The sequence below is a fragment of the Streptomyces sp. NPDC031100 genome (genome assembly GCF_055570785.1).
Genome location: NZ_JBVIGN010000004.1, coordinates 285,327 through 304,605, shown reverse-complemented (window position 1 = coordinate 304,605; position 19,279 = coordinate 285,327). Strand labels below are relative to the sequence as shown.

Here is a 19,279-nt window from a genome sequence, read left to right as displayed (position 1 = left end):
CGTCCCTCACCTCGTACGGTCGAGCGGCTGCATGAGCATCTCGGCGATCCGTTCCCGGGTGAGGCTCTGCGCGCGGGGGTCGTGCCGGGTGAGGAAGAGGGCGTTGAGGAGTTGGTCGGCGGCGAGCACCTCGCCGGGTTCGCGCTCGAGGAACCTGCGGATGAGATCCGCACCGGCCTCGACGCCGTCCGCGCCGAGGTGCGCCTCGACCATGGCGGTGAGCTGCTCCTCGCCGGGCGGGTCCAGCTCCAGCTGGATGCAGCGCCGCAGGAGCGGGGCCGGGAAGTCCCGTTCGCCGTTGGAGGTCAGGACGATCACCGGGAAGGCGGTGCAGGCGATCCGTCCGCCGTGCACGGCGACCCGGTCGCCGTCGTCGGTGAGCACCTCGACGACGGGTTCGCGGTCGGCAAGACGCTCCAGCTCGGGAATCGAGAACTCGCCCTCCTCCAGGGTGTTGAGCAGGTCGTTGGGCAGGTCGAGGTCGCTCTTGTCGAGCTCGTCGATGAGCAGCACGCGGGGCTGCTCGGCGGGCAGCAGCGCGGTGCCGAGCGGGCCGAGCCGGATGTAGGAGCCGATGCCGGGGGCGGCCGTCGTGCCCTCGGCGCCGCGGGCGCGCTCCAGCTGGACGTCCTGGAGGCGGCCGATCGCGTCGTAGCGGTACAGGCCGTCCTGGAGGGTGGTGCGGCTGACAATGGGCCAGCGCAGCACCTTGCCGAGGCCGAGTTCATGGGCGATCGCGTACGCCAGGGTCGACTTGCCGGTGCCCGGGTTGCCGGTCACCAGCAGGGGCCGGCGCAGATAGAGGGCCGCGTTGACCGCGTCCACCTCGGCGGGCCTGGGCGCGTAGTTCTCGACCATACGGCGCCGGACGCCGAGCCTGCGGGCGCTGCTGGGGTCCTCGGGGCCGCCCTCCGTGTCCTCCCGGGAGGCTGCGAAGTCGCGCCAGGGCGGCGGCGCCGGCAACCGCAGCATGCCGTCGTGCGGCTGACCCACTCCGCGGTAGATCCGCCAGTCGTTCACCTTGGGCTCCTCCCGGCTCTGGTGATCATGCAGCGGGCCCGGCCGTCCGACGTACGAGGCTACCGTCAGGCGGCCTCCTCTGCCGAGGTTCGGGGTGTCCGGCGTTCACTTCCGGCCCGCCGAACAGCCTTGCGAGTCAAGCGGGTTGACGGGGCGTCCGGCGGGTGCGCCGGACCGGTCAGCCGCCGGGCGCGGCCAGGGGAGGCGGTCGCATCGTCTCGGTGGCGTACGGCGGCCGGTCCGGCGGGTCGAACAGCACCGCCAGCTTCCCGCGCAGGCCTTGAGCCCGGGCCGAGTCGGGGTCGTACAGGCGGATGCGCAGGTCACGCACCGGGCCGTGCAGCCCTTCGGCGTGCCGGGCCTCCCCCAGGGCGTGTGCGGCCTGCCGGTGGAAGTCCTTGCACTCGTCGTGGTCGTGCCGGTCCCGGCGCCAGAGCACCACCGAGTGGCCGGCCATCAGGGCGTCCCTCATCGCCGCCTGCCCCTCCCCGCTGCCGACGGGACCGCAGTAGACCGGAACGCACCAGTCGTCCAGCGCCGACAGCGCACCGTAGTACGGGTACCTGCCCCCGGAGCGGGCCGCGGACGGGTGGCCGTCGGCCGGAGACCTGCCGTGCAGCGGCTCGTGCGCGAGCGGCCCGCGGACCGCGCCCCGCCAGCGCCTGCGCCACTCCGGGGCGGGCGGCCGGGTGCTGCGCCGCAGGTCCCGGACGACGACGGTCCGGCGCATCCCGAGCGGCATGGACCGCTCGTCGACGAAGTCCTCGTCGTCCTCATCGCCGTCGCTTCCTGCGCCCTCCAGGGCGGGCCCGTCGGGCAGCAGCTGCCACTCGTCCACCGGCAGGTCGAACAGCTTGCGGGGCAGGAACACCTCGATCGCGGCCAGATGCTCCCCGTGGTCGCCCTGGCTGAGCGCCCGGGCCAGCGGCTCGCGCAGCACCGCGGCCAGCTCCTCGACGCGGACACCCCGGTCGTCGGCGTCGACCGGGGTGACGTCCAGGCCGTCGTAGATCAGCTGCACGCTCCAGGGGTAGCGGCCGTCGTACATGGGGGCGCCCACCTTGACGAGGACGTCGGTACGGGTGGGGGACGGCTGGACGACGGGCGGGGCGGAGGGGCGCGCGACGGGCGAGGGCGCGGGGGTGGAGGGCCCCTGCGCGTCGGCGCCCTCCAGCAGCCCCCGGATGGCCTCGCCGACCGCCCAGTTCCGGTGGCCGTCGGCCTGCTCGCCGAGCCAGTCGGCGAACGCGCGCAGCCGCGCGGGGTCCACCTCTCCGGGACGCTCCAGTACGGTCCTGCGCACCGCCTTCGCCGCGTACAGCAGGACGGCGTCGAGGTCGACCGGCGTTCCGCCGCCGCCCGGTTCCAGGGTGCGCAGCCCGTACAGCAGCGCGGCGCCCTCACGCCAGGTCCGCACGTCCTGCAGCACCAGCGAGCGCAGCCGTTCGCCACGCACCTGCTCCTTGACCTCGTCCACGAGGTGGACGATCTCGCCCGCTCCGGCGGGCGGCGGCAGCTCGGCGAGGTGACCGTACAGCCGGGCGCGGAGGGCGGCGGTGATACCGGAGGCGGGAGGTGCGAGGCCGGGCAGTGCGGCCTGGAGCGTGGTCCAGTTCGCGTACGGCGACGGGTCGTCGAGGAGGCGGAGGTGGTGCAGGTCGTGTGCGCGCAGGACCTCGTGCAGCACGCCGGCTCCCTCGCGCAGGTCGAGCAGCTCGTGCAGCGCGGTGACCGGGACGGCGACGCCCTCCTCCCGGCGGCGCCCCTTGATCACACCGATGACGGAGCCGTGCCGCAGGTCGAGGACGGGCCCCCCGGACAGTCCGCCGATCGGCAGGCTGCCGCCCAGCAGCAGGGCCCGCGCGTCGGAGCCCGCGAGTTCGCCGGTGCCGTGCCGGATGCCCAGTTCGCCGGTCTGCACGGACCAGCCGTAGAGCCCGACCGGTGCACGGGCGCCCGGCTCCCGGTCGCTCAGCCACAGACAGCGCACGTCGTCGGCGCCCTCGACCCGGACGAGCGCGAGGTCGGGAAACGGCCACGGATCGCGGAACGACTCCGCCGCCTGGGGCCGTGGCGCGAGGAGTACGGCGGCCCCGGTGCCAGTGCGTTCCTCCCAGGCGTCGGCTGCGGCGCGCTCCTGCCAGGTCACGCGCATGGGGCTCTCGCCTCGGCACACCGCGGCTCCCCCCTTCCCCACGACATGGGCGCAGGTCAACAGCCAGCCCGGGGCTATGAAGAACCCCGACCCCCAGTACGGGTCACGGTCCGTTGCATACCCGTCACCCGGTGCGCCGATGCGTGCGAGGGAGGGGCGCACCATCTCGTCGAAGGCGCTCATGCGGCGCCGGGGGCCGGGGACTGGGGCGGTACGACAGCCCCGCCGGGCGTCGCGGGATCCGCGCCGTCGTCCGTCGTGGCCGGTTCGGTCCAGGTCAGGGACACGGTGAGGGAGGACTTGCCGCCGCCCTCCGCGATGGCGCTCACGATCTTGCCGGACTGCGCCGTCAGTTCGATTCCGAAGCTGACGGAAACCTCCACCGGGGCGGGTGTGTCCAGACCGGCGCGCAGGGAGCGCACGACGCCCCCGACCGTGCCGGCGAGGCCGCCCGCCATGTCGATGACCCGGTCCCCGAGCCCCGTGTCCCAGAACCCGCCCTCGTCCAGCGCCTCCTCGTCGGCCTCGCTGATCCGGGCCCAGACGACGGTTCCGTCGTCGAGCCGTACGCGTTCGACTCCTCCACCCATGACGCCCCCGTTCGCTGAATGGGAGGAGAAGGCTAACTCCGGAGAAAGCGGAGGGGGAGGGTCAACGAACGATACGGCTGATGATCGCCCCTACTGTGACGGGAGTGGCCGCTGCTGCACGTCGTCACTACTCGTCGTCGCTACGCGTCGTCGTTACTCGTCATCCTCGTCATCGAGCCGGGCGAGCCAGGTCGCGAGGCGCTCGACGGGCACCTCGAAGTCCGGATTGAGATCCACGAACGTGCGCAGCTGCTCGGCAAGCCACTCGAACGTGACCTCTTCCTCGCCGCGCCGCTTCTCCAACTCCTCGATCCCGCGGTCGGTGAAGTACATGAACTGCGTCTCCTGCGTCTACGTCCGGGGTGAATGGGTTCAGGGACAGCCTATGCAAAAGGAGTCTTGACTTTCCGTGACCACGATATATCGTGTTTATAGAAGACGCGATATGGCGTGTCGCGAGCGCGACCGCGTCCGCCAGCCGAGGAGGCTTCCCATGTCCGTGTGGTCCGTCGCCGAGCCCCAGAAGCTCACCTTCGACACCCCCGTGAGCGACCTGCACGTACGCATCGTCAACGGAACGGTGAACGTCGTGGGCACGGACGAGGGTTCCGCCCGCCTGGAAGTCTCGGAGATCGAGGGCCCACCCCTGATCGTCACGCAGGAGCACGGCACCCTGACGGTGGCCTACGAGGACCTCCCCTGGAAGGGCTTCCTCAAGTGGCTCGACCGCAAGGGCTGGCGGCGCAGCGCCGTCGTCTCCCTCGCGGTCCCCGCCGACACGCGCGTGGAGGTCGGCGTGGTCAGCGCCGCCGCGGTCGTCTCCGGCATCGACGGCCCCGCGGTGGTCAAGGGCGTCAGCGGCGACACGACCCTCGTGGGCCTCTCCGGCCAGGTCCGCGCCGACACCGTGTCGGGAAACCTGGAGGCTCAGGCCGTCACCGGCGACCTGCGCTTCAACTCGGTCTCGGGCGACCTGACCGTGGTCGACGGCGCGGGCCCCTCCGTCCGCGCCGACTCCGTCAGCGGCTCCATGATCATCGACCTCGACCCGGACGGCCCCACCGACGTCCGGCTGACCAGCGTCTCCGGCGAGATCGCCATCCGCCTGCCGCACCCGGCGGACGCGGAGGTGGAGGCGAACACCGCGAGCGGCACGATCTCCAACGCCTTCGACGGCCTGCGGGTGCACGGCCAGTGGGGCGCCCACAAGATCACCGGCCGCCTCGGCGCGGGCAACGGCAAGCTCAGGGCCACCACGGTCTCCGGCTCGATCGCCCTGCTGCGCCGCCCGCCGGGAGAGGACGAGCAGCACACCGCACCCCACCCGGCGACCGGCACCGACACCGCCTCGGGGGACAATTCCGTCTCCGGTCAGGGTGCGCACGAAACCGACACCCCGGCCGACGGCACGACCGACAAGAAGGTGCTCTGACATGCCCCCCGTCTTCGCCCACGGCCGCCTCCGCCTCTACCTGCTCAAGCTGCTGGACGAGGCCCCGCGCCACGGCTACGAGGTGATCAGGCTCCTCGAAGAGCGCTTCCAGGGCCTGTACGCCCCCTCGGCGGGCACGGTCTACCCCCGGCTGGCCAAGCTGGAGGCCGAGGGTCTGGTCACGCACACCACCGAGGGCGGCCGCAAGGTGTACGCCATCACGGACGCCGGCCGCGCCGAACTGGCCGACCGTAGCGGCGAACTGGCCGACCTGGAGCTGGAGATCCGCGAGTCCGTCGCAGAGCTGGCCGCCGAGATCAGGGCCGACGTGCGCGGCGCGGCCGGCGATCTGCGGCGCGAGATGCGCGCGGCCGCCTCCGAGGCCCGCCGGGGCGCCAAGGCGGGTGGCGGCGAGGCGGGCCCCTTCGCGGAGTACGGCGACCTCACCGACAAGGAGGCCTGGCGGGCCGCCAAGGAGGAGATGCGCCGGGTCAAGCAGGAGTGGAAGGAGCAGGCCCGCCGCGCCAAGGACGAGAGCCGCCGGGCCCGCGAGGAGGCCCAGCGGGCCCGTCACCAGGCCCAGGAGGCCCAGGCACGGGCGCGGGCCCAGGCGCAGGAGGAGATGCAGCGCATCGCCCGCCGGGTCCAGGAGCAGGTGCAGGACCACTTCACCCGCGGCGACTGGCCGACCGGCCTACGGGAAGGCCTGACCGAACTCGCCAAGGAGTTCGGCGAGTTCGGCAAGGACTACGGGAAGGACTGGGGCTTCGGCCGCACCACCGAGGAGCCGGGCAAGGGCGGTCCCCGCAAGTCCGCCCCCACGACGCAGCCGGACTACTCTTCCACCCCGGAGGACTTCCCGGCCGAGTACGAGCCGTCCTGGGCCCACGAGGACACCACCGGCGACCCGGCCCGCAACCTGGACCGCCTCCTCGACCGCTTCCGCGACGACATCCGCGACGCGGCCCGCGACCACGGCGTGACCGACGACCAGCTCCGCGACGCCCGCCGCCACCTGTCGACGGCGGCGGCCCACATCGGAGCGATACTGCGCACCCCCAAGCCCTGATCCCCCCGAACCCGGCGGCGCGCCCCGCCCTTACCGGACGCGCCGCCAACTCCCGCCGGAGCGCCATCCGCTCCCACCGAACACGCTGCCCACTGCCGGCCGACGCCCTGCCCCCGTCCGCCAGACGCCCTGCTCACTCCTACCGAAAGCACCACTCTCACCGGCCGCCCGCGCACTCCCACCGCACGCGCCGGCTACACCCGCCGACGCGCCGCCCGACCGGGCGAGCGCCGTCCGCCAACCTGCACAGGCGCCCTCAGCAGTCCTACACGGGCTGGCGCTGCGGATCTCGCCCGGCCGCCAGAACACGGCCCGGGCGGGCGGCCGGCGGGGCTGCACCGTCCGACGCACCCTCAGCCGACCTGCGCACGGCGCCGCAGCCAACCTGCGCACGGCACCCTCAGCCAGCCTGCGCGCGCGCCGTCAGCCGTCCTGCGCGTGCACCCTCAGCAGTCCTACGCGGGGCGGCGCCTACGGATCTCGCCCCGACCGCCAGGACACGGCCCGGGCGGGCGGCCGGCGGGGCTGCACCGTCCGACGCACCCTCAGCCAACCTGCGCACCAGGCCCTCAACCAACCTGCGCGCGCCGTCAGCCGACCTGCACGGGCACCCTCAGCCAGCCCCAGCGGGCGCCTTCAGCCCACCTGCATCGGCGCCGCCGGCCGACCATCGCGGTCACTGCCGGCCGGCCATCGCGGTCACCGTCACCCGGCCTGTGCCGCCCCCTCCCCGTACAGCACCCGTCGCAGCGACTCGTAGGTCACCTCGTGGTCGGCGAGCGCCTCCGCGGGGACGCCGGGGCGCGCGGTCAGGGCGAGCAGGATGTGCTCGTCGCCGATGTGGCGGTCACGGCGGCCGACGGCGGTGCGCAGGGCTCCCTCCAGGACGTCCTTCGCGTCGCGGCTGAAGGCGCGGCGCCCCGACCACCAGCCCCTGTCCCGGCGGTCCCCGGACATCGCCCCGGCGCCGTGCGCCTCCTCGACCCGGGAGACGATCTCCGTGACGTCGATCCCGAGTCCGGCCAGGGCGTCCACCTCGGCCCGGGACAGGCCGGCCCGCCGCCGTGCCTCGGCCAGCGCCTCCCGTACGGACGCCTTGCGCTCCGCGAGCCCGAGCGCGGTCAGCGCGAAGGAGGCGCGGCTCGCCTCGCGGTCGAGGAGGGCGAGCAGCAGATGCTCGGCACCGATGGACTGCGTCCCCTCGCGCTCCCCGTACTCGACCGCGCTCTGTACGACCTCGCGGGCGTCCTTGGTGAAGCGTTCGAACATCATTGCCTCCCGTACTTCTTGTGCACGGCCTGCCTGCTGACACCCAGCTCCGCGGCGATCTCCTGCCACGACCAGCCTTGATTGCGCGCGCTGCGCACCTGCACCGCCTCCAGCTGCTCCAGCACCCGGCGGAGCGCGGCCACGGCACGCAGCCCCACCCGCGGATCGCGGTCACCGGCCCGCTGGGCGAGATCCGTTGCGTCGGTCATGGTGTCAACCTACGTTGACACCCCTGCCCGCGTCAACCAAAGTTGACAGTGGGGGTGAGAAAAAGGGCGGGCCCGGCACTTCGGACCCGCCCTGCCGTACACCCCGCCCTCCGCGGGGAGTTCAGGCGTTGGTGAGCACGATCTTCCCGAACTGGTCGCCCGATGCCAGCCGTTCGAAGCCTTCGCGGGCCCGGTCCAGGGGCAGCACCTCGTCGATGACGGGCCGTACGCCCGTGGCGGCGCAGAAGGAGAGCAGGTCCTCCAGCTCGTCCTTGGTGCCCATGGTGGAGCCGACGACCTTCAGCTCCAGGAAGAAGATCCGGGTCAGCTCGGCGTGCGAGGGGCGGTCGCCGCTGGTGGCACCGGAGATGACGATCGTGCCGCCGGGCCGCAGGGACTTCACCGAGTGGGACCAGGTGGCCGCGCCCACGGTCTCGATGACGGCGTCCACCCGCTGCGGCAGCCGGGCCCCCGGCTCCACCGCCTCGACGGCCCCCAGCTCCACGGCCCGCTTCCGCTTCGCCTCGTCCCGGCTGGTGGCGAAGACCCGCAGGCCGGCCGCCTTGCCGAGCACGATCGCGGCCGTGGCGACCCCGCCGCCCGCACCCTGCACGAGAACCGAGTCACCGGGCCGTACCCCGGCATTGGTGAACAGCATCCGGTACGCGGTCAGCCAGGCCGTCGGCAGACAGGCGGCCTCGGCGAAGGACAGCTCCTTCGGCTTGGGCAGGACGTTCCAGGTCGGCACGGCGACCTGCTCGGCGAAGGTGCCCTGGTAGCGCTCGGTGAGGATGGAGCGCGGCTCGTCGGGGCCGACGCCGTGACCGCTCTGGCCGATGACGGAGTGCAGGACGACCTCGTTGCCGTCCTCGTCGACCCCGGCGCCGTCGCAGCCGAGGATCATCGGCAGCCGGTCCTCCGGGAGTCCGACGCCCCGCAGGGACCAGAGGTCGTGGTGGTTGAGGGAGGCGGCCCGCACGTGGATCGTGCTCCAGCCGGGGCGGGCCTCGGGGGCCGGACGGTCCCCCAACTCAAGGCCGGAGAGCGGCTGGTCGCGGTCGATTCGGGCGGCGTAGACAGCGAACATGGCCTCGACGATAGGTTCCGGCTGCCGCCGAAGGAACCAGGGGCCTCTGTGACACATGCCCTCTTGCGCAGGGGCACCCATGCGGCGCAGCCGGACACCGACGGGCCCGAACGGCGCCTTCACGACACCCGAACGGGCAGGCGAGTGGGCAAAGAAATGGCCCCGCCCGAACGGACGGGGCCATTCGGCGCAACGTCAGCGACGCGCAACGCCCTCGGCACGAGCAGCAGCGGCAACCGCCGCCGTCACGGCCGGAGCAACCCGCTCGTCGAACGGCGACGGAATCACATAGTCGGCGGCGAGATCGTCACCGACGACCGCGGCCAGAGCCTCAGCCGCGGCGATCTTCATCCCCTCCGTGATCCGCGTGGCCCGCACCTGCAGCGCGCCCGCGAAGATCCCGGGGAAGGCCAGCACGTTGTTGATCTGGTTCGGGAAGTCCGAGCGCCCCGTCGCGACGACCGCCGCGTACTTGTGCGCCACCTCCGGGTGCACCTCCGGGTTCGGGTTGGCCATCGCGAACACGAAGGCACCCTCCGCCATGGAGGCCACGGCCTCCTCCGGGACCGTACCGCCGGAGACGCCGATGAAGACGTCGGCGCCCGCGAGGGCGTTCTCCAGCGTGCCGGTGATGCCCGCCTTGTTGGTGAAACCGGCCAGCTCGCGCTTGACCGGCGTCAGGTCCTCGCGGTCCGCCGACACGACGCCCTTGCGGTCCGCCACGGCCACGTCCCCGATGCCGGCCTCGACCAGCATCTTGGCGATGGCGACACCGGCCGCGCCGGCGCCCGAGATGACGGCCCGCAGCTGCCCGATCTCGCGCCGGCTCAGCCGCGCCGCGTTCCGCAGCGCCGCGAGCGTCACGACGGCCGTACCGTGCTGGTCGTCGTGGAAGACCGGGATGTCGAGGCGCTCCTGGAGCCGGCGCTCGATCTCGAAGCACCGGGGTGCCGAGATGTCCTCGAGGTTCACTCCGCCGAACGAGGGAGCGAGCCGGACCACGGTCTCGACGATGTCGTCGACATCCGTGCAGTCGAGCGCGATCGGCACCGCGTCGACGCCGCCGAACTGCTTGAACAGGATCGCTTTGCCCTCCATCACAGGGAGGGAGGCCTGGGGACCGATGTCCCCGAGTCCGAGCACGGCCGTTCCGTCGGTCACGACGGCGACCACCGAGGACTTCCACGTGTAGTCGTTGACCAGCTCCGGCTGCTCCGCGATCGCGGTGCACACGCGCGCGACGCCGGGCGTGTACGCGAGGGAAAGGTCGTCCTTGTCACGGACCGGCACGGTGGCCTGCACGGCCATCTTGCCGCCGCGGTGCAGCGCGAACACCGGATCGAAGGAATCGAGGGGCTCGGCCCCGTCCTGATCCGTACTGCCGTCGCTGCGAGGATTGACGATCTCCGCTGCCACTTTGTCTTACCCCTTAGGTATGCATGGTTTGAGGGTCGACCACTCCTGGTGAGGGGTGGGCGGGCACCGCGTCAGGCCCGGTTTGACTGATACGTACGGGTCAGACGCGACGGGCGCGCCGCACACGCGCCCTGAGCCCCGGATGAGGGGTGTAAAGAACCTTCTTACCGGACGGACGGCGCTCACGACGAGTCCATTAGGTGCAAGGTCACATCTGTGGACCAGAACGCCACACGTGGATGACCTGAGGCTGACACGAGCACGACACGGATGTGACTCGTCGGTAACTCGCACCTGGACGCGCGGCACGCGCAACAATGGACCACATGGTGAGACGGTCCGAAGATTTTCCGGCCTGAGCGGGGAACGGCCGCAGATCTGCGGCCCCGAAGTCCCGTACTGACGGGACCTGACGCGGCACGGGGGTCGCCCGTTATCCGATTTTGACATAGCGAGTCGCCTGATTGGCGCAGTCCGAATGGCAGGATGCCGTAAACCCACGAGGTCGCGACACCCGATGGCGTGTGTTTCCGTCGACCCATCGGCACCTCTTCCCATCCGCCGGAGGAACCACGATGACCGCAAGCTCCACCCGTCGTACGACCGCCGCGCACTCCCGTCTGGCTGCGGTCGGTGCGATCGCGGTCGCGGGCGCCCTGCTGCTCACCGGCTGCGGTGACCAGACCAAGGACAAGAACAACGGCTCCGGCAGCGTGTCCAACGCCCCGCTGGCCGACAAGCTCCCCCAGAAGATCCGCGACAAGGGCGAGATCAGGGTCGGTTCGGACATCGCTTACGCCCCGGTGGAGTTCAAGGACTCCTCCGGCAACGTCGTCGGCATCGACCCGGACCTCGCGGCGGCCATGGGCAAGCAGCTGGGTGTGAAGCTCACGTTCCAGAACGGCACCTTCGACGCCCTGCTCACCGGTCTGCGCTCCGACCGCTACGACATCGCGATGTCGGCGATGACGGACAACAAGAACCGTCAGGAGGGCATCGACCCCGACACCGGCAAGAAGGTCGGCGAGGGCGTCGACTTCGTCGACTACCTGTCGGCCGGTGTCTCGATCTACACCCGCAAGGGCGACACCAAGGGCATCACGTCCTGGTCGGACCTGTGCGGCAAGAAGCTCGCCGTCGAGCGCGGCACCGTCTCGGAGGACCTGGCCAAGCAGGAGGCCAAGAAGTGCCCGGGCGGCAAGAAGCTCGCCATCGAGGCGTTCGACGACGACCAGCAGTCCCAGACCCGGCTGCGCTCTGGCGGCGTGGACGCGGCCTCCTCCGACTTCCCGGTGGCCGCCTACGCGGTGAAGAACTCCGGCGGCGGCAAGGACTTCGAGCTCGTCGGCCAGCAGGTCGAGGCGGCCCCGTACGGCATCGCCGTCGCCAAGAACGACACCCAGCTGCGGGACGCGCTCCAGGCAGCGATGAACGCGATCATCAAGAGCGGCGATTACCAGAAGATCCTCACGAAGTGGGGCGCCGAGGACGGCGCCGTCAAGGAGTCCGTGATCAACGGCGGCAAGTGACCCGCGGCACCCAGCGGCCACCGAGAGGCAACACCCGTGACTGACATCGAGAAGACGGCCGGGGAGCAGGACACGCCCCCGGCCGGCCCGGAGGCCATCAGGGCCATCCCGGTCCGGCACTACGGACGCTACGTCTCCGCCGTCATCGCGATCGCGATCTTCGTCGCGATCATCTACGCGTTCGGCCAGGGCAGGATCAACTGGAACGCGATCCCGGACTACTTCTTCGACGACCGGATCATGACCGGTGTCGGCAAGACCCTCCTGCTGACGGTCCTGTCGATGGTGATCGGCATCGTCGGCGGCATCGTCCTCGCGGTGATGCGCCTGTCGAAGAACCCCGTGACCTCGTCGATCGCCTGGTTCTACATCTGGTTCTTCCGCGGCACCCCGGTGCTGGTGCAGCTGTTCCTGTGGTTCAACCTGGGTCTGGTCTTCACGTACATCGACCTCGGCCCGATCTACAAGGACTACTGGTCGTCCTTCATGACGCCGCTGCTGACGGCACTGCTCGGCCTCGGCCTGAACGAGGCCGCGTACATGGCCGAGATCTGCCGGGCCGGTCTGCTCGCGGTGGACGAGGGCCAGACCGAGGCGGCCCACGCGCTGGGCATGAGCTACGGCAAGACGCTGCGCCGGATCGTCATCCCGCAGGCGATGCGCGTGATCGTGCCGCCCACGGGCAACGAAGTGATCAACATGCTGAAGACGACCTCGCTCGTGGCGGCCGTCCAGTATCCCGAGCTGTTCCGCTACGCCCAGGACATCGGCCAGAACTCCGGCGCCCCGGTGGAGATGTACTTCCTCGCCGCGGCCTGGTACCTGATCATGACCTCGGTGCTGAGCGTGGGCCAGTACTACATCGAGCGGTACTACGCCCGCGGCTCCAGCCGCAGCCTCCCGCCCACCCCGTGGCAGAAGGTCAGGGCGCACCTGACGACCTTCTCGAGCAGGAAGGTCACGGCATGACCGACAAGCTGAGCAAGACGGACGCCGCGCCGAAGCAGTCCTCCGTCCCGATGGTGAAGGCCGAGGGCGTCCACAAGTCCTTCGGTCCCGTCGAGGTCCTCAAGGGCATCGACCTGGAGGTGAAGCCGGGCGAGGTGTTCTGCCTCATCGGCCCCTCCGGCTCCGGCAAGTCGACCTTCCTGCGGTGCATCAACCACCTCGAGAAGATCAACGCCGGCCGCCTGTACGTCGACGGCGAGCTGGTCGGCTACCGGCAGCACGGCGACAAGCTGTACGAGCTGCGCGACCGCGAGGTAGCGATGAAGCGCCGGGACATCGGCATGGTCTTCCAGCGCTTCAACCTGTTCCCGCACATGACGGCCGTGGAGAACGTCATGGAGGCGCCGGTCCAGGTCAAGGGCACCAGCAAGGCCCAGGCCAGGGAGCGGGCGACGCAGCTCCTGGAGCGGGTGGGCCTCGCGGACAAGGCCGGGAACTACCCCTCGCAGCTCTCCGGCGGCCAGCAGCAGCGTGTGGCGATCGCCCGGGCCCTCGCGATGGACCCGAAGCTGATGCTGTTCGACGAGCCGACGTCGGCCCTCGACCCGGAGTTGGTCGGTGACGTCCTGGACGTCATGCGCGACCTCGCCCAATCGGGCATGACCATGGTCGTCGTCACCCACGAGATGGGCTTCGCCCGCGAGGTGGGCGACAGCCTGGTCTTCATGGACGGCGGTGTGGTGGTCGAATCCGGCCATCCGCGCGATGTGCTGACGAATCCCCAGCACGAACGGACACAGTCGTTCCTGTCCAAGGTGCTCTGAGAACCCACCGACGGCGACGTACATAAGAGGTCCCGGCAAGTATGCAGACTTGCCGGGACCTCTTATGTTCTCAGAACTTTCCGCGTTCTCAGAACTTCCCTGGTGACAAGTCCCCGGTCTTGCCCGTTTTCTCGGGAGAAACGCGACCAAAGTGTTCACTTGAGAAGGTGTCGAGACCTTCGTCCTGGCTCATCTGGTCATCACCGAACTCTTCACTCCCTTGGCCCGTACCGTCAGCGTTGGGCTCAGGCTGGATGGCAGGACCCTCGGGTGTGGGCTTTTGCAGAGGTGCCGCGGATACGCCGGTCATTCCGATCGCGGCGAGTAGGACAGGGGTGGCGATCGCGATGGCCAGGGCTTTACGTGCTCGCATGATTTCCGCCTCATCTAGGACAACACGTCGCCGCCAAGCTACCCGGGCATTCATTCCGAATAACTGCTCACCGAACTAACCACTCGTACGGTCGAGCACACCAGAGCAAGCAATTCGATTGACGACGTACCACTCCTGGCGCCGGCCCCGGCTCTCCTGCCAGCCGCCTGGTCGGTTCCGGCCCTGTTGGTCATGGAATCCCCGCCTCCTCGCGCAGGCGTAATACGCTTGGCACACGACCGCCTGTTACCCGACCGCAGACACGACCATAGAGCGCTCCGTAAGGACTACACGTGGAACTGGCCTATTACTCGGATTACGCCGTACGCCTCGTCAACACCGAGGACCCGGCCCGGGGCAAGGACTCCCTCACCTCGGTCGAGGCCGTCCGCGACCTGTTCGAGGCGAACTCGTCGGCGGCCCGCCGCGCCACCGACGCCGACGTCACGCGCTTCCGCTCGGTACGGGGCCGGCTCCGCTCGGTGTTCGAGGCCGCCGACCAGGGCGACGAGACCCTGGCCGTGGACCTCCTGAACTCACTCCTGCTGGAGTTCCCGGTGAGCCCGCAGATCTCCGGGCACGACGTCCGGGACGACGACGGCCGCCCGCTGTGGCACATGCACCTGGCCGACCACCCGTCCAACGCCACCGCCGGGTACGCGGCGATCGCGGCGATGGGCCTGGCGTTCCACCTGACCGAGCACGGCGTCGACCGCCTCGGCCTGTGCCAGGCGACCCCCTGCCGCAACGCCTACCTCGACACGTCCACGAACCGCTCCCGGCGCTACTGCTCGGACCGCTGCGCGACCCGCGCCAACGTGGCCGCCTACCGGGCCCGCAAACGCCTGGAGGCCGACCTGACGGGCAGCAGCGGCCTGGCGGCGGAGAATGCCCAGCGCGCCAGCGCCAGCGGCGAGCGCTGACCCGCCTTGCGCGGCCGGTACCGCGCCAGCGCCCTGCCGAGGATCAGCTCGTCGGGCACGACCCCGTAGTCGGTACTGTCACCGCCCGCGTACGGATTGTCCCCGAGCACCCACCAGCCGCCCTCGCGCTGCTCCACGGCACGCTTGACGACCAGCAGGTCCTGCTGGAACGGATGACGCAGGACGACGATGTCCCCCGGCCTGATCGCGACCCCGTACTGCAGCAGCAGCCGGTCGCCGTGCTGCAGCGTGGGAACCATGGACGGCCCCGTCACCTCCGCCACCCCGAACGGCGCCCCGGCCCTCCCCCGCTCGGTCCCCTGCGACAGCTCCGGCATCCCCGGCACCTCCCCGGTCCGTTCCTCCACCAGTCTCAGTCTGACCCTGGACTTTTGTCCTAAGCCCTAGGGGGCACTCACGAAATCCCGTCCCTCAGGGAGTAATGTCGCACCTGAGAAGACGATCACGAGGAAGGAATGCTCCATGCTTTCCCGCCTGTTTGCCCCCAAGGTCAAGGTCAGCGCACACTGCGACCTGCCCTGCGGTGTGTACGACCCGGCCCAGGCCCGCATCGAGGCGGAGTCCGTGAAGGCCGTTCAGGAGAAGATGGCCGCCAACGACGACCCGCACTTCCAGGCGCGTGCCACCGTCATCAAGGAGCAGCGCGCGGAGCTGGCCAAGCACCACGTCTCCGTGCTCTGGAGCGACTACTTCAAGCCCCCGCACTTCGAGAAGTACCCCGAGCTGCACCAGCTGGTGAACGACACCCTGAAGGCCCTCTCGGCCGCCAAGGCGTCCACCGACCCGGCCACCGGCCAGAAGGCGCTGGACTACATCGCCCAGATCGACAAGATCTTCTGGGAGACCAAGAAGGCCTGATCTATGGCTAGGCAGCCTGACCTGCGGTTTCGCGGGTCGCATCGCCTACCTGTCCGCACCCGGTCCGCAGGCCGCCGAGCACGGCGTCCATGACGGTCCGGGTGCGGTCTTCTTCGCCCGGCCACAGGTGGGCGTAGATCCGCAGCGTGATGACGGCGGACGCGTGGCCGAGGACGAGCTGAACCTGCTTGACGCTCGCTCCGCCGGCGATGAGGGCGGAGGCGTAGAAGTGCCGCAGGTCGTGGGTCACCATGTGCGGCAGTTCGACGGGCTTGCGGCCCTCGCGCTCGGCCGCCTCGTTCTCCGCCTTCTGCAGCTCCTTACGAGCGCAGTTCCATTCGGTCTTCCAGCGGCGGTAGTTGAGCGGCTCACCCTCCTCCATCGTGAACAGCCACTCCTTGGAGGGGCGTGCGGCGAGGTGCGCGAGCAGCGCGTCGGTGACGACCTCGCCGACCGGGACGGACCCGGCCGAGCCGTGGCACCGCGCCGAAACCGCCATCCGCCACGCGCACGCCGTCCTCGACTCAGGTGACGAGGCCGTGACCCAGGGCCACCTGGATGCCTTCGGCGACACCCTCCACACCCTGGCCCTCGCCAGCCACGGCCCGCACCGGGCCGAACTACAAGCAGCGGCACAGGTGTTCAACCGCGCCCGCCGTTCAGCGATCCGGGCCGACCATCAAGCAGCCACCGCCCTGCGGGAAGCCACCAGGGAACTCGCCTACGCCACACACGATCCGGGCGGACTCGCCATCGCCCTGATCTTCGCTGCGCTCTGCCTGTCGCGGGCAGCTGCCAAGTGGCACGAACAACGCGGCCACGAGCAGCAGGCCGCCGCGGCTGAGCAAGCCTTCCGCCACCTACAGGCCGGTTACCAGGAAGCTGCCGCGCCGGTCCTGGCGGATCTCACCCGACGCGCACCACGCTCCGCCACCATCAGCCGCTTCGAGCAGGATCTGCGCGCAGCCCTCCCGGACCAGGCCGACCGCATCCTCGCCGATCCCGCCTGGCCAACCCTGACCACAACCCTCGCCCGCGCCGAGATCGCCGGCCACAACCCCCGGCGTCTCTTGGCCGAAGTCGCCGCCCTGCGAAAACTCGACACCGCCGAACGCCCCGCCGAGATCCTCAACTGGCGCATCACCGTCCAGCCGAATAGGCGAGCACAGGCAGCACGCAAGCGAAGCAGCACACCGGGAGCGGCCTCTCGGCCCCTGGCCCTCCAGCCCTCGGCCACGACGCCGGCCTCCAGGCCCGAGGAACGTGGACGACATCGATAGATCAAGCAGTTGGCTCTCGGACGGTGTTGACGTCCTGCTCTGTGATCACTTCAGGCTGCTCCGGCTCCAGGAGCAGAAGCGGATTCGCCGGCTGGCACGACGGACAAGCGGCCAACCCATTCCATGACTTCAGCCAGGTGCTCGGCCAACAACCCGATGTGGGGATCAGGCTGGACCAAGAAAGTCGCCATACCCCGCGCCGTGCGCTCTGCTGCCCAGGCATGGTCGAGGGCGGCGAAGTCATCGTCGACCCAAGCAACAGGCATGTCGCCCAGCCAGACATCGACATGGTCTCGTTTCCAGAGATAGCCGTCGGGGTGGCTGGTGGTGATCTGCGGACGCGGGAGGTCGACGTATGGCAGAGACGGGAGGCCGAGGAGCGGCCCAATCAGTGTGGTGGCGTCCTGGCGCCAGCTGGTGCACCAGACCGGGGTGACCAGGCCGGTCCGTATCACGTCCATGAGCAAGGGGCCATGGCTCGGGCTGAGCCAGACGGTGACCGGATCGTCGGCGCTACGGCCGGTGGGAACGACATCGTGGCGGTCGTGGGTGGCCGGACTGGTCCCATCGGCGTCCGGGAAGGGGATGAGGACGCCGTCGACGTCGAGGAGCAGATAGGGCGGGCGCATCAGTTTCTCCCAAGAGACGGCCGAGTGGGGGTCAGAGCTTGCGCGCGGTGATCAGCAACGCGGTGGGCCAGAGGCCGCGGCGGGCGTCGTGGAACTCCTGGGCCGAGGTGAGCCAGAGGCCGGCGCGGTCGAGGTGCTTCTCCCAGCGGTCGGCATCGAAGTCCCAGCGGGCGATGGGCAGTCGGGTGCGGTCAGGGAGGGTGACGTAGTCCCGGCGGGGTCGGTCGTCGGCGGTGGGTCGCAAGCCGCCGCGCTTGGGGTGGGGGACAGAGAAGGCGAGGGTGCGCCCGGGTTTGAGGTGCTGGGCGATGGCCGGGAGCAGAAGCTCGGGGGCTACCAAGCCGATGGCCCCGAAGACGGAGTAGATGGCGTCGAAACGCTCGTCGGAGGCTTGCAGGTAGTGCAGGGCATGGCCGGCGACGAAGGTCAGATTGTTCAGCCGCCCGTAGTGCGACCGGGCCCGGCGGACCTGCAGGCCGACCAGATCGACACCGGTGACCTGGGCGCCGTAGCGGGTGGCGAGGTGGGCGGCGTTGTGACCGGGGCCGCAGCCGAGTTCCAGCAGCCGCTTGCGGCGCAGGTCCGAGCCGAGAATCTCGGCTCCGGGCCCGCTGCCCGGCCGGGTGGTCCATTCCATCCGTGCGGGTACCGACAGCGGCTCGGCGGGGCTGGCCGTGCTGCGCTGGAGGGCGTGGACGTACCAGGGGGATGCCTGGGCGAGCACGTCAGACCTCCAGGAGGTGGAGGACGTCGGTGAGGTGGCGGCGTACCGCCTTGATGTAGCCGGGGTCGGTGGCCGGGTCGTTGATCCAGCGGATGGACTGTTCCATGAACCACTCGACGGCCCACATGCGGTGCCAGCCCAGCGCCCAGTTCTCGGCGGTGAGCCCGCCGCGCCGGGTGAGAGCGTCCGGGGTGCCGCCAGCGGTGACGTACTGCTCCAGGAAGACACGGAGGCGTACAGGGTCGGGGGTGTCGAGGGTGCCGTGCCAGCTGGCGAGGTCGAGCAGGCCGGGGCCGGTGAAGGCGCGGGCGAAGTCCAGCAGCCGCCAGCCTTGTTGGCCAATGTGGAGGCTCGTGGGGTGGAACTCGGAGTGCACCCAGCCGAACGGCGCCACCGTCGTACCGGCCGACCGGGCCTTGGCGGCCTGAGCGATCCGGTCGAGCGCGTCCTCGATGTCGTCCGTGTCTTGCCAGCGCTCGGCCTTGCGGAGCTGGGCGAGATGCTCCAGTGCCCGGTGCGGCAGTGATCGGAGGCGGACCTGGTCGAGGACGGGCAAGGCGGCAGCCGTACGGGTGCCGTACAGGACCACGGCGGCGGCGGTGCCGTCGAGGTCGTCGGCATCGCGGACGGCGGAGCCGAGGTCCTCCATGAGCATGCCGAGCCAGCCGTCCAGGACAGCGGAGGCGTGGACCTGCGGGACAGGGACGCCGAGCGTGTGCGCCAGGCGCAGAGCCTGGTCCTCGCTGTCGAAGGGCCGCTTCGCATACTTGAAGATCGCGGTGCTGGCGTCGGGGAAGGTCAGGCGCTCGACACCGGACATGGACCACACGCGCACCTCCTCGCGCACGGCGGTGGCCCGTCCGGCCATGGTGAGCAGGTTGTCGAGGAGTTCGGCGCTGGGGTTCGCGGTCACGTGAGGGCTC

General features: G+C 70.5%; 20 protein-coding genes and 2 pseudogenes. 8 read left to right on the top strand and 14 right to left on the bottom strand.

The genetic code is table 11. The features are described 5' to 3' along the window. Positions 1 to 6: 6 nt before the first annotated feature. The 4 genes from ACZ5DS_RS13295 to ACZ5DS_RS13280 all read right to left on the bottom strand — a co-directional run bounded on the left by ACZ5DS_RS13295 (position 7) and on the right by ACZ5DS_RS13280 (position 4,098). The gene (locus ACZ5DS_RS13295; protein WP_468237079.1) at positions 7 to 1,020 is read right to left on the bottom strand and encodes an AAA family ATPase; all 1,014 of its coding nucleotides are present in this window, start codon (positions 1,018 to 1,020) and stop codon (positions 7 to 9) included. A 178-nt stretch (positions 1,021 to 1,198) separates the two neighbouring features. Continuing rightward, entirely contained in the window at positions 1,199 to 3,358 is a 2,160-nt protein-coding gene (locus ACZ5DS_RS13290) for a VMAP-C domain-containing protein (protein WP_468237077.1), read from the bottom strand. Further along, the gene (locus ACZ5DS_RS13285; RefSeq protein ID WP_468237074.1) at positions 3,355 to 3,765 is read right to left on the bottom strand and encodes a CU044_2847 family protein; all 411 of its coding nucleotides are present in this window, start codon (positions 3,763 to 3,765) and stop codon (positions 3,355 to 3,357) included. Before ACZ5DS_RS13285 ends, ACZ5DS_RS13290 begins: the two co-directional genes overlap by 4 nt. Positions 3,766 to 3,918: 153 nt before the next feature. Further along, positions 3,919 to 4,098, bottom strand: coding sequence for a DUF6104 family protein (locus ACZ5DS_RS13280; RefSeq protein WP_003992906.1), 180 nt, complete (start codon positions 4,096 to 4,098; stop codon positions 3,919 to 3,921). Positions 4,099 to 4,258: 160 nt separating this feature from the next. On the opposite strand from ACZ5DS_RS13280, the gene ACZ5DS_RS13275 reads away from it, so the two are divergent. Both ACZ5DS_RS13275 and ACZ5DS_RS13270 read left to right on the top strand, forming a co-directional pair. Then, the gene (locus tag ACZ5DS_RS13275; protein WP_468237072.1) at positions 4,259 to 5,197 is read left to right on the top strand and encodes a DUF4097 family beta strand repeat-containing protein; all 939 of its coding nucleotides are present in this window, start codon (positions 4,259 to 4,261) and stop codon (positions 5,195 to 5,197) included. Between the two features lies 1 nt (position 5,198). Next, positions 5,199 to 6,266 carry a PadR family transcriptional regulator gene (locus tag ACZ5DS_RS13270; RefSeq protein WP_468237070.1) on the top strand — a complete coding sequence of 356 codons (1,068 nt, stop codon included), beginning with the start codon at positions 5,199 to 5,201 and terminating at the stop codon, positions 6,264 to 6,266. A gap of 705 nt (positions 6,267 to 6,971) precedes the next feature. Here the strand turns inward: ACZ5DS_RS13270 and ACZ5DS_RS13265 are convergent. The 4 genes from ACZ5DS_RS13265 to ACZ5DS_RS13250 form a co-directional block, all read right to left on the bottom strand. Beyond that, positions 6,972 to 7,535 (bottom strand): Clp protease N-terminal domain-containing protein, encoded by a 564-nt coding sequence (locus tag ACZ5DS_RS13265; protein WP_468238207.1) that lies wholly within the window; start codon positions 7,533 to 7,535, stop codon positions 6,972 to 6,974. Beyond that, positions 7,535 to 7,744 (bottom strand): helix-turn-helix domain-containing protein, encoded by a 210-nt coding sequence (locus tag ACZ5DS_RS13260; protein WP_359065973.1) that lies wholly within the window; start codon positions 7,742 to 7,744, stop codon positions 7,535 to 7,537. Before ACZ5DS_RS13260 ends, ACZ5DS_RS13265 begins: the two co-directional genes overlap by 1 nt. 121 nt (positions 7,745 to 7,865) lie before the next feature. Further along, positions 7,866 to 8,831 (bottom strand): zinc-binding dehydrogenase, encoded by a 966-nt coding sequence (locus tag ACZ5DS_RS13255; RefSeq protein ID WP_468237067.1) that lies wholly within the window; start codon positions 8,829 to 8,831, stop codon positions 7,866 to 7,868. Positions 8,832 to 9,026: 195 nt separating this feature from the next. After that, positions 9,027 to 10,247: an NAD(P)-dependent malic enzyme gene (locus ACZ5DS_RS13250; RefSeq protein WP_468237065.1), complete on the bottom strand. Its 1,221-nt coding sequence runs from the start codon at positions 10,245 to 10,247 to the stop codon at positions 9,027 to 9,029. Between the two features lie 575 nt (positions 10,248 to 10,822). Between ACZ5DS_RS13250 and ACZ5DS_RS13245 the strand changes: the two genes are divergently transcribed. Genes ACZ5DS_RS13245 through ACZ5DS_RS13235 form a run of 3 tightly spaced genes read left to right on the top strand, consistent with a single transcriptional unit; the run spans position 10,823 to position 13,548 of the window. Next, positions 10,823 to 11,776, top strand: coding sequence for an ABC transporter substrate-binding protein (locus tag ACZ5DS_RS13245; protein WP_468237063.1), 954 nt, complete (start codon positions 10,823 to 10,825; stop codon positions 11,774 to 11,776). 36 nt (positions 11,777 to 11,812) lie between these two features. Continuing rightward, positions 11,813 to 12,745, top strand: coding sequence for an amino acid ABC transporter permease (locus ACZ5DS_RS13240; RefSeq protein ID WP_468237061.1), 933 nt, complete (start codon positions 11,813 to 11,815; stop codon positions 12,743 to 12,745). A gap of 50 nt (positions 12,746 to 12,795) precedes the next feature. Next, positions 12,796 to 13,548 carry an amino acid ABC transporter ATP-binding protein gene (locus tag ACZ5DS_RS13235; RefSeq protein WP_468238205.1) on the top strand — a complete coding sequence of 251 codons (753 nt, stop codon included), beginning with the start codon at positions 12,796 to 12,798 and terminating at the stop codon, positions 13,546 to 13,548. A gap of 88 nt (positions 13,549 to 13,636) precedes the next feature. Here the strand turns inward: ACZ5DS_RS13235 and ACZ5DS_RS13230 are convergent, their stop codons facing one another. Then, the gene (locus tag ACZ5DS_RS13230) at positions 13,637 to 13,921 is read right to left on the bottom strand and encodes a hypothetical protein (RefSeq protein ID WP_468237059.1); all 285 of its coding nucleotides are present in this window, start codon (positions 13,919 to 13,921) and stop codon (positions 13,637 to 13,639) included. A gap of 293 nt (positions 13,922 to 14,214) precedes the next feature. Between ACZ5DS_RS13230 and ACZ5DS_RS13225 the strand changes: the two genes are divergently transcribed. Continuing rightward, entirely contained in the window at positions 14,215 to 14,844 is a 630-nt protein-coding gene (locus tag ACZ5DS_RS13225) for a CGNR zinc finger domain-containing protein (protein WP_468237056.1), read from the top strand. Here the strand turns inward: ACZ5DS_RS13225 and sodX are convergent. Beyond that, a complete protein-coding gene (gene sodX, locus ACZ5DS_RS13220) occupies positions 14,748 to 15,182 on the bottom strand; it encodes a nickel-type superoxide dismutase maturation protease (RefSeq protein WP_468238202.1) in 435 nt (144 codons plus the stop codon). The genes ACZ5DS_RS13225 and sodX overlap by 97 nt on opposite strands. A 145-nt stretch (positions 15,183 to 15,327) precedes the next feature. Between sodX and sodN the strand changes: the two genes are divergently transcribed. After that, on the top strand, positions 15,328 to 15,723 hold the full coding sequence (gene sodN / locus ACZ5DS_RS13215) for a superoxide dismutase, Ni (protein ID WP_020136639.1): 396 nt from the start codon (positions 15,328 to 15,330) through the stop codon (positions 15,721 to 15,723). Between the two features lie 7 nt (positions 15,724 to 15,730). On the opposite strand, the pseudogene ACZ5DS_RS13210 reads toward sodN, so the two are convergent. Beyond that, positions 15,731 to 16,195: pseudogene (locus ACZ5DS_RS13210) on the bottom strand (tyrosine-type recombinase/integrase); the annotation flags it as partial. Here ACZ5DS_RS13210 and ACZ5DS_RS13205 point away from each other — a divergent pair. Then, positions 16,185 to 17,003 (top strand): annotated as a pseudogene (locus ACZ5DS_RS13205) (relaxase/mobilization nuclease domain-containing protein); the annotation flags it as partial. The pseudogenes ACZ5DS_RS13210 and ACZ5DS_RS13205 sit on opposite strands and share 11 nt — an antisense overlap. Positions 17,004 to 17,053: 50 nt before the next feature. Here ACZ5DS_RS13205 and ACZ5DS_RS13200 read toward each other — a convergent pair. Genes ACZ5DS_RS13200 through ACZ5DS_RS13190 form a run of 3 tightly spaced genes read right to left on the bottom strand, consistent with a single transcriptional unit; the run spans position 17,054 to position 19,269 of the window. Continuing rightward, positions 17,054 to 17,632, bottom strand: a complete 579-nt coding sequence (locus ACZ5DS_RS13200) for an HAD domain-containing protein (RefSeq protein WP_468237054.1) — start codon at positions 17,630 to 17,632, stop codon at positions 17,054 to 17,056. 31 nt (positions 17,633 to 17,663) lie between these two features. After that, the gene (locus tag ACZ5DS_RS13195; protein ID WP_468237051.1) at positions 17,664 to 18,356 is read right to left on the bottom strand and encodes a class I SAM-dependent methyltransferase; all 693 of its coding nucleotides are present in this window, start codon (positions 18,354 to 18,356) and stop codon (positions 17,664 to 17,666) included. Position 18,357: 1 nt separating this feature from the next. Further along, the gene (locus tag ACZ5DS_RS13190; protein WP_468237048.1) at positions 18,358 to 19,269 is read right to left on the bottom strand and encodes a phosphotransferase family protein; all 912 of its coding nucleotides are present in this window, start codon (positions 19,267 to 19,269) and stop codon (positions 18,358 to 18,360) included. Positions 19,270 to 19,279: the final 10 nt, after the last annotated feature.

What these genes read in the sequence shown, in the direction of transcription:
- ACZ5DS_RS13290 (WP_468237077.1), bottom strand. Translation starts at nt 3,358, where the DNA reads ATGAGCGCCTTCGACGAGATGGTGCGCCCCTCCCTCGCACGCATCGGC.
- ACZ5DS_RS13285 (WP_468237074.1), bottom strand. Translation starts at nt 3,765, where the DNA reads ATGGGTGGAGGAGTCGAACGCGTACGGCTCGACGACGGAACCGTCGTC.
- ACZ5DS_RS13280 (WP_003992906.1), bottom strand. Translation starts at nt 4,098, where the DNA reads ATGTACTTCACCGACCGCGGGATCGAGGAGTTGGAGAAGCGGCGCGGC.
- ACZ5DS_RS13275 (WP_468237072.1), top strand. Translation starts at nt 4,259, where the DNA reads ATGTCCGTGTGGTCCGTCGCCGAGCCCCAGAAGCTCACCTTCGACACC.
- ACZ5DS_RS13270 (WP_468237070.1), top strand. Translation starts at nt 5,199, where the DNA reads ATGCCCCCCGTCTTCGCCCACGGCCGCCTCCGCCTCTACCTGCTCAAG.
- ACZ5DS_RS13265 (WP_468238207.1), bottom strand. Translation starts at nt 7,535, where the DNA reads ATGTTCGAACGCTTCACCAAGGACGCCCGCGAGGTCGTACAGAGCGCG.
- ACZ5DS_RS13260 (WP_359065973.1), bottom strand. Translation starts at nt 7,744, where the DNA reads ATGACCGACGCAACGGATCTCGCCCAGCGGGCCGGTGACCGCGATCCG.
- ACZ5DS_RS13255 (WP_468237067.1), bottom strand. Translation starts at nt 8,831, where the DNA reads ATGTTCGCTGTCTACGCCGCCCGAATCGACCGCGACCAGCCGCTCTCC.
- ACZ5DS_RS13245 (WP_468237063.1), top strand. Translation starts at nt 10,823, where the DNA reads ATGACCGCAAGCTCCACCCGTCGTACGACCGCCGCGCACTCCCGTCTG.
- ACZ5DS_RS13235 (WP_468238205.1), top strand. Translation starts at nt 12,796, where the DNA reads ATGGTGAAGGCCGAGGGCGTCCACAAGTCCTTCGGTCCCGTCGAGGTC.
- ACZ5DS_RS13230 (WP_468237059.1), bottom strand. Translation starts at nt 13,921, where the DNA reads ATGCGAGCACGTAAAGCCCTGGCCATCGCGATCGCCACCCCTGTCCTA.
- sodX (WP_468238202.1), bottom strand. Translation starts at nt 15,182, where the DNA reads ATGCCGGAGCTGTCGCAGGGGACCGAGCGGGGGAGGGCCGGGGCGCCG.
- sodN (WP_020136639.1), top strand. Translation starts at nt 15,328, where the DNA reads ATGCTTTCCCGCCTGTTTGCCCCCAAGGTCAAGGTCAGCGCACACTGC.
- ACZ5DS_RS13200 (WP_468237054.1), bottom strand. Translation starts at nt 17,632, where the DNA reads ATGCGCCCGCCCTATCTGCTCCTCGACGTCGACGGCGTCCTCATCCCC.